The following is a 12,862-nucleotide window of genomic DNA, read 5'->3' as shown; positions in this document are numbered from 1 at the left end:
ATGAAAGTACGTGTTCATTCAGTAAGTAAGCATATGCAGGTCAAACGAATGACGCTAATTGCGATGCTGGCAGCACTTGGGACTGTTTTACGGGTCTTTAAGATAATTCCAATTCCTAACGTTCAACCTGTTACAGATTTGATAATGATTGCAACATTAGTTCTTGGCGTTGGCTTTGGAATTTCATTAGCAATGATGATAATGATCTTGTCAAATTTGCTATTAGGTTTTGGTATTTGGACCGTGCCACAGATCCTAGCATATGTCGTTTGTGTTCTTACAGTGGCTGGTCTTGCCAAAGTAACACCCTTGAAAAAGCATTTTACATTACAGCTTATATTGGCAACTTTTCTGGGATTTGAATATGGATTTTTTGTTAGTTTAGGAATGTCAATTTATGGTGGTTGGGCTGCTTTCTTAGCTTATTGGCTTAGTGGATTGCTATTTGATCTATATCATGCATTAGGAAATTTAGGCTGTTACTTTATTTTATATAAGCCGTTAACGGTAGCGTTTAAGCACTATTTGCAAGAAGGATAAATGATTTTGATAAGGACCAAAGTAGTAGGTATTTTCTATTTCTTTGGTCTTTAATTCTATCTGGCACTAGATATATCAGTAGTTTGATAGAAAATGTAAAAGAATGTAAAACATAATCAAAATGTAAAAGAATGTAAAAAGAGAGTGAAATGCTATGAATGATTTACAAATAAATTCCTTTACTTTGCTAATGAATTACGATCGAACAGCTAAGCAACAACAAAATTATGTTAATCAATATCGCCGCCGTATGATTCAACAAGATTTAAATTACCGTATGACCCATTATTTTAACTACATAAAATATTGAATTAAAACTACTAATAGTATTCACAGAAAAATAGTGTATTTTGAGTTAAAAAAATGCTAATCTGATTTTTTACGTATATATATTTTAGGAGGATTCAAAATTTTCCTAAAATATCAAAAAGGTTGGTATAGATGATGAACAACGATCGTACGACACAATTTGCAGTAGCTTGGGAAAAGTGGCAAAAGATGACGATTACTAGTGATCCAATGTTTGGAATGGTAATGGAAAATAAAGAGATTTGTTTAGAATTAATTAATCGAGCGTTACCAAAACTTAAAGCAACTAAAATTGTACATTTGACTACTCAAAAAGATATTAATGTGCTAGGCGCTCATCGGGTCCGCTTTGATGTCTATGTTCAAGATGAGCAAAGCAATACGGTAGCAATTGAGATGCAGGTTAATGATAGAAAAAAGTCTACCAGCACGTTTGCGTTACTATCAAGAACAAATTGATCATAGTTTGCTACAACCAGGTTTGAATTATCGTGAGTTAACGAAGTATTCGACTTATGTCATCATGTTTTGTAATTTTGATTTCTTTGGTCGTGGCTGGGCACGATATGAGTTTGAGACGATTTGCACACGAGATCATAACCTAAAGTTTAACGACAAACGAACTATTGTAGTTTTTAACGCTCTTGCTAAGAAGTTTAAGGATGATGAACAACCCATCAAAGATTTCCTTGCCTTAATGCGCAATCAAGTAGACAATAAAGATAGATTTATTGGAAAGATTCGGGATGAAATTAATAAGGTTAAAAGTGACCCAGAAAGGAGACAGGGCTTCATGAAGTATGAAATGTTGATGATGGATGCTACACGTAAGGCGCGTGAAGATGGGATGAATGTCGGCGAAAAAAAGGGATACGAAAAAGGACATATTGAGGGAATCAAAAACCTCGTTAAAACACTTAGAGAGTTAGATATAGATGAAAGAAAAGTTCGTCAAAAAATTAAGGTACGATATAATCTAACCGATAGTGAAGCAGACAAATATTTAAATAATTGATTCAATTGGGACTTTAAAAGCCAAAGTAGCAAAATAAATGTTACTTTGGCTTTTAATAGTTATAGTTAAAAAATATATACTAACCGACCTTAACTGGTGTGTCAGCTTTTTCACCATTAATTAGTTTGAAGTTATTATCGAAAGCTTTAAGAACCATGTTACGGACAGCGTGAGTGGTGTAGAAAGCGGTGTGAGGGGTGACTAATACATTTGAGCGATCAATTAAGTCCTTCAAGCGCTTGTCAGGGAATTCTTTACCACGCCAATCTTCATTGAAAATCCCGACTTCATCTTCATAAGTATCCATTACGAAGCCAAAAATCTTTCCACTGTCTAAGCCTTCAATAACTGCATCGGTATCGACTAATGCACCACGGGAACAGTTAACAATTACAACATTATCTTTCATTTTAGCAATTGATTCCCGATTAATCATGTGGAAGTTTTCCTTGGTTGCTGGAACATGAAGTGAAATTACGTCAGCTTGAGCGTAGAGATCATCAAGACTATCTACGTAGTAACCTTGCTTCTTTAATTCTGGATTTTCAAATGGGTCATAAGCAATTACTTTAGCGCCAAAGCCTTCCATGATTTGCATGTAGACTTGTCCAATGTGTCCGGTACCGATAACACCAACAGTTTGGTCACGAACTTCACGACCAATTGTCGGTGCCCAGCGTAAGTCGCCATTCGCAATCTTCTCATCTAATACTTTAGTTTGACGGAGGACACGAGCAGTTTGAATAGCAGCGTGTTCTGCGATTGCGTTAGGAGAATAAACAGGAACGTTAGTAATTTCAAATCCGAGTTCCTTTGCCTTGTTCATATCAATATTATCGACACCAACGTTACGTAATGACATCTTTGTAATGCCTTGATCTGCAAGTGCCTGAAGGGTGTCAGCAGTGTAATCAAGTTGTTGATAAACGACAACGCCATCAGCACCTTTTGCCTTTTTAGCAGTTTCAGGAGTCAATAGTTCATTAGTATATTCGACTTCAACTTCTGGATGATTCTCAGCCCATTCTTTGACATAAGGTTCTTCATCTTTACGGATGCTGAACGCAAAAATTTTTTTATTAGTGCTGGAAGAATTTTGCATAGATTGATTTAATACTTGTTTGACAATCTTTTTAACTAGTTCTGGGTTTACATCAACGTTAGCCATAATATATAACCTCGTTTCTTTATAAGGAACTTAATCCCATATGCAAATTAAACAAACTATATTATAGCTCATAATAAATAACTAGTTAAATGCTGTCAATTAGTGAGTAATCTTATAGATAAAATTACATTATATTATATGAGCTTATATTTTAATTTGCATTATTCTTATAAAAGAGTAACATATAGAAAGTTAGGTACCAAACGAGTTAGCGAAAGGAAGAATTTAATGGCTACTAGTGAAGAATTGACAAAAGAATTATTCTCTTTTTCTAATGAGATTCATCAGCGAATTATTCAGAGCCACCGGGCACATAGCGCGTTTATTGGCCGGGGTAAAATTTTGTGGTTATTAGCAAATAATGATTATGTCTACCAGAATCAACTTGCTAAGCTTGCCAAAATAAAGCCGGGATCGTTAACTCAGATTCTTGAAAAAATGGAACATGAGCAATTAATTATCCGTAAACGTGACCATAACGATAAACGTTTGATTTATGTTCGCCTAAGCAATAAGGGAAAAGAGCAATTTCAAAAAAACGAAAAGTATCATCGTGATTTTCAAGAATTTATGACTGCTCCGTTAACACCAGCAGAGATAGATCAGTTTGTCACGACTTTAACGATATTGCGGAAACAATTTAATACATATATTGATCAGCATCAAAAGGAGATGAGAAACAATTGATACGGATAGCACGAAAAAATTTAGCTTTATGGGCAACCTTAGGAGCAGTTTTCTTTTTACTGATTCAAGTTTCCTGTGATTTATATTTACCAACGGTTACTGCAGATCTTGTTAATCGTGGAATTGTCCAAAAAGATATGGGCGTGATTTGGAGTAAGGGAATTAAGATGCTGATTGTAGCAGCAATCGGTCTTCTCGCTGCGGGGCTTAACGTTTACTTTGCGGCCACCCAATCAATGAGGGTCGGTGAAAAATTAAGGGGTCAGATTTATCATAAAGTTTTGCGTTTTTCTAATCGTGAGATGGATGAATTCGGGGATTCCTCGTTAATTACGCGTTCAACTAATGATATTGTGCAGATTCAAAACGTAATGGTTCAAATGTTGCGGATGATGCTTCAAGCACCGGTTATGCTAGTTGCTGCGTGTGTCTTGGCTTATATTCGTGAACCGCGGCTAACAAAAGTGTTCTTTATTAGTTTGCCTATCTTAGCGATTATTGTAATGATGGTGATGTACTTTGCAGTGCCATTATTTAAGAGTATTCAGAAAAAGACTGACCGCATTAACCTGATCTTCCGTGAAGGGCTCACAGGAGTACGCGTTATTCGAGCCTTTCGCCAAGATGAACGCGAACAAAAACGTTTTAAAACTGCTAATGAAGATTACACACAGACTGGGATCAAGGCTTTTACAATCGTCTCGACATTATTTCCGGTTGTAACGCTGATTTTAGGGATGACTAATGTTGCTATCATCTTACTTGGTGGTCACCTTGTGGCAAGTATGAATATGCAGGTCGGTGATCTAATTGCTTTTATGACCTATGCTACTCAGATTATGATCAGTTTTATGATGCTTTCAATGATTTTTGTTTTTGTCCCACGAGCTTCGGCATCTGCTGCGCGGGTTAACGCTGTTTTAGACCAGCCAATTAGTATCCATGATGCTGCAAAAAAAGATCAGGAGAATATTTCGATTGATCAACCAGCATCCCTAGAGTTTAAGGACGTTGATTTTCGTTTTAATGGTGCGGAAAGACTTGCATTACAGGATCTGAACTTTAAAATTACTGCGGGACAGACTTTAGCAATCATCGGTGGAACCGGCTCTGGTAAATCGGCTTTAGTTAACTTAATTCCGCGTCTTTTTGATGTCGAGAGTGGTGAAATTAAAGTTAACGGAGTACCAATTAAAAAGCTCAGTCAGCATGACCTTCATAAAGTTATTTCAATTACGCAACAGCAAGCGGTTCTCTTTAGCGGGACAATTCGTTCTAATCTTCAATTTGGTTATGAAGATGCAAGTGACGAGCAGATATGGCGTGCGCTGGAAATTGCACAAGCAGCAGATTTTGTTCGTGAAGAGGGCGGACTAGATGCTGTCGTAGAGCAAAATGGAAGCAACTTTTCTGGCGGACAGCGTCAACGACTGGCAATTGCGCGGACGATTATCAAACCAGCTTCAATTTATATTTTTGACGATTCATTCTCCGCGTTGGACTTTGAAACTGATGCTAAACTGCGGGCTGCTTTAGCTAAGGATCCGCAAATTCAACAGGCGGTTACGGTAATTGTTGCCCAGCGGATTTCAACGGTTGTCGATGCTGACCAGATTATTGTTCTTGAAGAAGGCCGGGTAGTTGGTCAAGGAACTCACCAAGAATTAAAGGCCCATAATAAGACTTACCAGCAAATAATTCAGTCACAGGTTGAGAAAGGGGATGTCGATCGTGCGTAGAGGACCACGTGTACCTGAACAAGCGCAGCATTTTTGGCCAACTACTAAGCGTTTGATTGCTTACTTACGGCCTTGGCGTGTGGGTGTTATTGTATCGATCGTTCTGGCAATTGTTTCAGTTATCCTCTCAATCTTGGCACCTAAAATTTTAGGTGAAGCCACTACTATTATTTATGATGGGATGTTAAAAGGATATGCGGAAATGAAACCGGGAACGCACCTAAGCACGCTTCCTATTAATTTCAACCGCATTTGGCAGATCGGAATTACCGTCATCTTGCTATACCTTTTTTCCGGTTTATTCAGTTTCTTGCAATTGCAGATTATGACTCGGGTATCACAACGTGTTGTTTATAATTTACGACAAGACTTTGAAGAAAAAATGCGACGGGTACCCATTAAATATTATGATACTCATAATAATGGGGATATTATGAGTCGAATGGTTAACGACATGGATAATATTGCCGGAACGCTCCAGCAAAGCCTAATTCAGATTATTACTAGTGTATTAACAGTTATTGGCGTCTTTATCTTAATGTTAACAATTAGTTGGAAACTAACCATTATTGCGCTTGTGACGATTCCGCTGAGTATTTTAGTTGTTGCTTTTGTCGCACCTACTTCACAACGATTATTTGGTCGCCAGCAAGCAGCCCTAGGAAAAATCAATGACCAGGTCGAGGAAACCTATGCTGCTCATACAATTGTTCGGACGTTTAACAAAGAAGAGGACGAAGAAAAAGAATTTAATCGGCGTAACCATCAATATTATCAATCAGCGTGGAAAGCACAATTCTTTTCTAGTCTAATGATGCCGATGATGATCTTTATACGAAATGTCGGCTATTTAGTTGTTGCAGTTGTTGGTGCAATTCAGGTTATCCACGGCCAAATTACACTTGGTAATGTTCAAGCGTTTCTTCAATACACCAACCAGTTTTCCCAACCAATTGCGCAAATCGCGAACCTTAGTAATACTATCCAACAGACAATTGCTTCTGCTGAACGGATTTTTGAAGTGCTTGATGAGCCGGAAATGGACGATAAAATTAAAGAGACGCCAGTATTGGCAGGCAAAAACTTGCCAAAGGTTGAATTTAAGGATATTCAATTTAGTTATACCGATGAACCGCTAATTCAAGACTTTAACCTTAAGGCGCCACGAGATAAGATGGTTGCGATTGTTGGCCCAACCGGTGCCGGAAAGACAACCATCATTAACCTTTTAGAGCGCTTTTACGATCCTCAAGGCGGGCACATTTATCTCGATGGACAAGATATTGGCTCTATGACCCGCGATGATTTGCGGAAACATATCGCAATTGTTCTTCAGGATACGTGGCTCTTTACGGGGACAATTTTTGAAAATATTAAGTATGGAAACGAAAACGCATCGGATGAGGAAGTCTATCATGCGGCAAAAATGGCACGGGCTGACGCGTTTATTCGTGAATTGCCTGATGGTTATCAAACAGTGCTGGATGAATCAGCATCCAATATTTCGCAAGGGCAGCGTCAACTACTAACGATTGCCCGGGCGTTTCTAGCTGATCCAGAAATCTTGATATTAGATGAAGCTACGAGTTCTGTTGATACACGGACAGAGGTATTAATTCAAGAAGCAATGAATGCATTGCAGCAGGAACGAACTAGTTTTGTTGTTGCGCACCGTTTATCAACAATTCGCAAAGCTGATCAAATTGTAGTTGTTAATCATGGAAAGATTATCGAAACCGGTAATCATGAATCATTGATGAATCAAAAGGGATTCTACGCGGCACTTTATAATAGCCAATTTGCAGGAAATTAACTTAAAACTAGCAAAAAGCGACCAGGATCGGCGAAAAGGCTGATTTTGGTCGCTTTTTAAAGAAAAATTATTAACGAATTGGACATGCACCACCAGCACAATCAGACTGGTCAACAAGTTCAAGTGCTTTATCCTGTTGTTGCGCGTTAAATACATCAATTACATTACCAGTAATTTCGGCTTGTCGTTTAACGAAAAATTCTTTGGTGATTGGTTCTTTAGGTGCTTGTTTTAATGAACCGCCATAATAAGGTAAGAGTGAAGTAGATTTGATTCCGTTAAGGTACTGCTTTAATAGTACCGGAATTTGGGCAGCTTCTTTATTTTGGAAGGTAATAGTACAACTGACGGCATTATCAGACCAGTATTTCTGTAAGAACGCCTGAGTAGCGAATTGTTCTGCAATTGATACATTTCCAGCAGAAGCAAAGTTTTCGTTTTCAGCGTTAGTTGCCTTAACGGGGAACTCAACACAGATAGTATGGTCGGTATAAATATCAGGCTCCATCCGGTAGCCGCATTCTTTTAATGCATCAAGCAGCGGATCAGTATCCTGAAAACGAATCCGTTGAATAAGATAACCCGCATAGTGGAAGTGCATTCCTTCAGAAACACCAGCCAATTTTGCTACTGTTCCAGAAGGTTTAACAGTAGTATGTTTGATTGACAGATTACAATTCAATTCAGCGGAGTATTCCTTATCGGCGTTAATTACTGCTTGATATAGGGTGTTGAACTTGTCAATTACTCGTTGGTCGTAGATAGGTTCCATTACACCGTCATTATTTTTTGCAAAGCCGGTTACTACCCGGTTGCCAAAGTCGTTTAAAATCCAATCTTGTATTCCTGACATTGAAATCCCAATGCGCCGGTTTTTCTGGATCATCTTACGGGAAACTTCCCAATCATAGTGACTAAATGTAACTCGTTTTGCAAACCGAACACCAAGCCGAAAAGCATCATTAAGGTCCCAGCCTTGTTTTTCAGCGACAAGCGGGAAAACTTCAAACAGGTTACAAGGTTCGCCGTTAGCAAGAGAAATTTCGCCACACGGGTTAGTCCCTTCAACATCGCCATCGATATTTTCCTGGTAGCCATCAGCTATTCGGCCATAATTCTTGGATAAGCTAGTATTGACGATTCCCGGTTCACCATTTTCTTGAATAGAATCAGCGACCTCTTGGAAGTGGTCAAAATCCTTATCAATACTAATGCTGTTATTTGATGCCCACCGGTGATGCTGAAGCTTTTCTTGGTCTTGCTTCATTGTAATAAATTGGTGATTATTTCCTGAACCAAGAGCTAGTTCAGCTGAACGACGAACGTTACCAGCAACGACCGCCTTGCCAATTAGATTACAGATATCGGTACAGTCAACGGCGCTTAGGTTCGTACCATCCTTGGCGTTAAGCACCTCATTGACATCTTGAAGCATTTCAATGAGGGGTGTGGGACCGGAAGCAGTACCGCCAAAGCCGTGGATTTTAGAACCACGCGGACGAATATTGGTCATATCCAGAATAAGCTTATTTACATTATTTTGGTTGGTATTTTTAAAGTGAAGGTCAATTAATTGAGCAACAGCAAGTACCCAGCCTTCACGGGTATCAGGAAGCTGATAGTAAATTTCATTTTCCTGGAGTGGCTTTTTGATATCATTTCGATCGTAAGCGCCGGCACTAATTGATTCATCATAAGAAGCACTGCTTTTATCAATTACGATGGATAAGTTAATTTTGTGATCTACGTTTGGAATTTGATTAATGTTATCGTCTGTCACGGAAAAGCCAACACCGCCACCCTTCATTAATTCGTCAAAGAGGAAAGCAAAGGGCATTGATACCGCCACTTGTTCATTATTTAAGTAGCTTGGCTGAATGTGACTATCACCATATTTTTGGGGACGAATAGCAATGAACCAGCAATTGTTTAGTGAGTCACCGGTCCGTTTCTGGTAATCGGTACCTGAAATCCATAAGTTGCGCCCAGACCGTAGATTAATTTGAATAACTGTTCGGCTTCAGCTGTTAACTCATCAATAACAGCTTGTGATGGATTATCGTTAAGGCGGGGATCAAGGTTAATGTTTCCTTCGATAACACGTTTAACGGTTTCTTTCCATTCCTCGGTTCGATTCTTATCTGCTTGCCATCGGGCGTATGTCCGCTTATATGTGACCCAGCCGAGCGGGCCCCAATGTGGTGTGATTTTTTTAGTAGCTTGATCAATAAATGATTCTTTAAGTTTAATTTTTTGCATGGTAATTGGTGCTCCCTTTAAATTAGATAACACAATATATGGTAATCTAATTTAATGAGATATACAACATATAGTGATTTTTAAAAACCGCAATGAATTAGACTATCATTGCGGTTTAATCAGATTATAAAAATTTAGTTATAGGTTCTTGTCGATTTTGAAGGTGAGTTTAGAAAGCTCTAACCCGTGCATAACTAATTCAGCCATTAGGTTCTTAGTTCGCTTAGCCATTTCAGCAACCATCTCATGAGTCTTGGAACTCAAAAAGTCGCTAACTTCACTAGGTTCCATCCCTTTAACTTGTGGAGCAATTTCATTAACCCAGCGGTACAAGTATTTGCGTGAATCTTTAAGGTAATCTAAGTCTTCCTTAGAGAACTCAGCGTGGTGTGATTCAACAAGCATTGAAAGGGTACGGTACATCCAGTAAGCACTCTTAAGGTCCATGTTGAGTTTTTCTGGTGTTTCACGATAGCTAACGTCAATATCTTCGGCGTTTCCGAAGAATGGAATATAAGGAGTAAATGTCGGTACACCAAAGCTCATCCACATAATGGTCGAAGCAGCTTCTGGCAAATCATTCCGAACCTGCAGAATATGGGAATTCTGTGTTCGATTTAGAGAAATTGGCCGAAAAAGCTGTTTTTGCTGTTCAGTTCCTTCATGACCGAGGGGATCGTAAGGGGTTCCTTGGTAGTGACTGCTGAGGATTTTTTGCACGTCTTCAAGAGTGATCCGGTGATTGGTTTGCATGATAAATGGAATATCAAAGTCCAAGGGGTCGAATTCTACGCTGGGGTTTAATACCTTATGACCATACCATTGACGTGGCGTGTTGTAATGCTGGTCGAATATGTCAGCAGTTCCAAAGATATGGCGGAAGTCCCAGCCATATTTATCAGGATTGAGGTGGTTTTTCTCAACGAATTCTTGGATGCCGTCAGACCACATAAAGTTATCAGGGTCATTAAAATCAACCTGCTGGATTGCTACTCGATTTCCGGTTACAGCATAAGAGTCATCGGGGATCCGTTGTGCAACCCAGTGGTGACCAGTAACTATTTCCATATACCATACATCTTTTTTATCGCTGAATATAATCCCATTTCCTTCAGCAGAACCGTATTTGGCGACTAGTTTACCAAGGTATGCAACGCCATCACGAGCGCTATCGATAAAGGGAAGGGTAGCAGCAACTACAAGATCTTCGTTGATCCCCGTTTCGGTATTAAGCGGATCACAGGCAAGGACGCGTTCATTTGCATAAACACTTTCGGTTGCACTCATTCCAACATTTTTTTCGTTAAAGCCGCTCTCGTCGAATACCCCTTCAGTTCGATAATCAACGTTAGGAGTACCTTGGTAACGATAACCGTCAGCGGGGCGGTCAATTACACATTTATTTAAGTATGCCTTTACTTGATTAGGGTGATTATGATATGCGGGATAAGTAACAAAACGTTGGGGCGTAAGCGGACCGAATGTATCATCATTCCGCGCTGCCATTGTTGAACCATCGATTGTTGCGTTACGACCCGCAAGAACAGTGGTACAAGCAGATAAATTCTTTTTCATCTTTTCAGGACCTTTCTATCAAACAAACTACAATAATCAGTTTAATCTTCAACATTAACCGGGTCAATCGTCAAGAAACTACTTTTGTTCTAAATCAGCGAAAGTAGCATGAACTAGGTTAGCAAGATCTTCGGCGTTTAATTTAACAGAACGCCCCACTTTGCCTGATGAAACGAAAATATCGCCTTGTTCTCTGGCCTCGTTATCAATAAAGATGGGGTATTCAAACTTCTCGTAAATTCCTACAGGGGTGTTAGCACCATGCACATATCCGGTAGTTTTGAGAAGATTTTTTAGCGGTACCATATTAACCTTTTTATTGCCCGAAACTTTAGCAAGCTTTTTCTCATCTAAGTGGGTATCGACTGGAATAACGCCAACTAGCGGTCCGGTTACGTTACCGGTTAATACTAAGGTCTTGTAAATAATATGTTCATCAACACCAGTATGGTCAACGCTCATTGAACGTACGTCGCCGTCTTGGTGAGTAGGAAATTCAGCTTGCTCGTAAGCAATATTGTTTTTATCGAGGATTTGTTCTACCTGTGTTTTTTTCATTTTGCTTTTTTTATTCTTTTTACTCATAAAAATTTCCTCCTAAGTTTATCTGGGACGCACCAATATTTTACAAAAGGATCCCAATTTAAAATAGGTCTGCTATACTAAAAGTGTAGCTTAAATTGCGAATTAATTAAATCCGAGGAGTTAATTAGATGGCAGACTTAGTATATCGCTCAGTGATGCGTGATATAAAACAAAAAATACTAGACAATAAATATCAAGGGATGCGTTTACCTGATGAACGAAGCCTAAGTGAAATCTATCAGGTAAGTCGCAGTTCTATAAAACGGGCATTGGGAGTGCTCGCTCAGCAGGGAATTATTTTTAAGAAACGTGGATCCGGTACATTCATTAATCCGCTATACCTAAAAAACCAATCGTTATTCCACTATGAAGGTAGTAATTTGGGTGTAACGGACAGTTTCCAAGTAGATGGCAAGAAGCAAGGAATAAAATTACTTGACTATCAAGTTGTTCCTGCAAGTAAGGACGTACAAGAAGAACTATTTCTTAATGATAACGACTTTGTTTACCAGATTAAGCGGCTGCGGTTAATTGATGATCAGCCATTTATGATTGAAACAGGTTTTATTCCAATTAGAATTACGCCCACCCTTTCCCCAGAAGTTGTTAATGGGTCGATTTTTAATTATTTAGAAGACATGATGGGAAAACGAGTTACAAAGTCATTTATGACGATTGGTGTTTCACCGTCAACAACTGAAGACCAAGAACTATTGAAGTTAAATGCAACTGAGCCGGTTGGAACTATTGAAGGGATTTTCTTTTTGGATGATGGGACGCCATTTGAAGTTTCTAATATGCGAATTCACTATAAATACATGAAATATAGTACTTTTGTTAGCTTAGACCAAGAAAACTAGTGAATATGATAGCAGTATTTAAAGTATTAAAATAGATGTAAAATTTATTTTTTTCTAAAAGAAATTTTAATTGTACACTGTTGGTATTGAACAGGGTTAAACAAAGGTAAATTAGCATTTCTGCGGATTAAGATAAATAGAAAAATGTTAAAGAACACCTTAAAAAGATTAATTTTTTATAATTGGACCGTATCAATTTGTAAAAAGGTTGACTTTTTGAAAAAACAGTTTATCATTAACATTGTAAATTTAATGATTTACGTTATGTTGTTATAGAGCACAGGACGTATTGATTTATATAGAAGGAGTGTT

At 38.5% G+C, this 12,862-nt stretch carries 10 protein-coding genes and 1 pseudogene; 7 read left to right on the top strand and 4 right to left on the bottom strand.

Features of this window, described 5'->3' with window-relative positions; all coding sequences use genetic code 11:
• The 3 genes from H5S41_RS03725 (at position 1) to H5S41_RS03720 (ending at position 1,864) form a co-directional block, all read left to right on the top strand.
• Complete coding sequence (locus H5S41_RS03725; protein ID WP_182602387.1) at positions 1-540, top strand: ECF transporter S component; 540 nt, start codon at positions 1-3, stop codon at positions 538-540.
• Between the two features lie 441 nt (positions 541-981).
• Positions 982-1,308, top strand: coding sequence for a PD-(D/E)XK nuclease family transposase (locus tag H5S41_RS11925; protein WP_231833108.1), 327 nt, complete (start codon positions 982-984; stop codon positions 1,306-1,308).
• The gene (locus H5S41_RS03720) at positions 1,256-1,864 is read left to right on the top strand and encodes an Rpn family recombination-promoting nuclease/putative transposase (protein WP_231833109.1); all 609 of its coding nucleotides are present in this window, start codon (positions 1,256-1,258) and stop codon (positions 1,862-1,864) included. The genes H5S41_RS11925 and H5S41_RS03720 overlap by 53 nt, the downstream gene beginning before the upstream one ends.
• 79 nt (positions 1,865-1,943) lie before the next feature.
• Here the strand turns inward: H5S41_RS03720 and H5S41_RS03715 are convergent, their stop codons facing one another.
• Positions 1,944-2,966, bottom strand: coding sequence for a D-2-hydroxyacid dehydrogenase (locus H5S41_RS03715; RefSeq protein ID WP_182602430.1), 1,023 nt, complete (start codon positions 2,964-2,966; stop codon positions 1,944-1,946).
• Positions 2,967-3,260: 294 nt separating this feature from the next.
• Here H5S41_RS03715 and H5S41_RS03710 point away from each other — a divergent pair, with 294 nt between their 5' ends.
• The 3 genes from H5S41_RS03710 to H5S41_RS03700 are packed head-to-tail and all read left to right on the top strand — an operon-like array spanning position 3,261 to position 7,271.
• Positions 3,261-3,719 carry a MarR family winged helix-turn-helix transcriptional regulator gene (locus H5S41_RS03710; protein WP_231833110.1) on the top strand — a complete coding sequence of 153 codons (459 nt, stop codon included), beginning with the start codon at positions 3,261-3,263 and terminating at the stop codon, positions 3,717-3,719.
• Complete coding sequence (locus H5S41_RS03705) at positions 3,716-5,458, top strand: ABC transporter ATP-binding protein (protein ID WP_182602386.1); 1,743 nt, start codon at positions 3,716-3,718, stop codon at positions 5,456-5,458. Before H5S41_RS03710 ends, H5S41_RS03705 begins: the two co-directional genes overlap by 4 nt.
• Entirely contained in the window at positions 5,442-7,271 is a 1,830-nt protein-coding gene (locus H5S41_RS03700) for an ABC transporter ATP-binding protein (protein ID WP_182602385.1), read from the top strand. Before H5S41_RS03705 ends, H5S41_RS03700 begins: the two co-directional genes overlap by 17 nt.
• A 70-nt stretch (positions 7,272-7,341) precedes the next feature.
• On the opposite strand, the pseudogene nrdJ reads toward H5S41_RS03700, so the two are convergent.
• The 3 genes and pseudogenes from nrdJ to ybaK form a co-directional block, all read right to left on the bottom strand.
• Positions 7,342-9,530 (bottom strand): annotated as a pseudogene (nrdJ, locus tag H5S41_RS03695) (ribonucleoside-triphosphate reductase, adenosylcobalamin-dependent).
• 138 nt (positions 9,531-9,668) lie between these two features.
• Positions 9,669-11,105 (bottom strand): C69 family dipeptidase, encoded by a 1,437-nt coding sequence (locus H5S41_RS03690; RefSeq protein ID WP_182602384.1) that lies wholly within the window; start codon positions 11,103-11,105, stop codon positions 9,669-9,671.
• Positions 11,106-11,183: 78 nt separating this feature from the next.
• Positions 11,184-11,690: a Cys-tRNA(Pro) deacylase gene (gene ybaK / locus H5S41_RS03685; RefSeq protein WP_182602383.1), complete on the bottom strand. Its 507-nt coding sequence runs from the start codon at positions 11,688-11,690 to the stop codon at positions 11,184-11,186.
• Between the two features lie 128 nt (positions 11,691-11,818).
• Between ybaK and H5S41_RS03680 the strand changes: the two genes are divergently transcribed.
• Positions 11,819-12,550, top strand: a complete 732-nt coding sequence (locus H5S41_RS03680; protein ID WP_182602382.1) for a GntR family transcriptional regulator — start codon at positions 11,819-11,821, stop codon at positions 12,548-12,550.
• The last annotated feature ends 312 nt before the right edge of the window (positions 12,551-12,862 follow it).

It is taken from the genome of Limosilactobacillus albertensis (genome assembly GCF_014145555.1).
Classification (GTDB): domain Bacteria; phylum Bacillota; class Bacilli; order Lactobacillales; family Lactobacillaceae; genus Limosilactobacillus; species Limosilactobacillus albertensis.
This window is presented reverse-complemented; position numbering and strand designations above follow the sequence as displayed.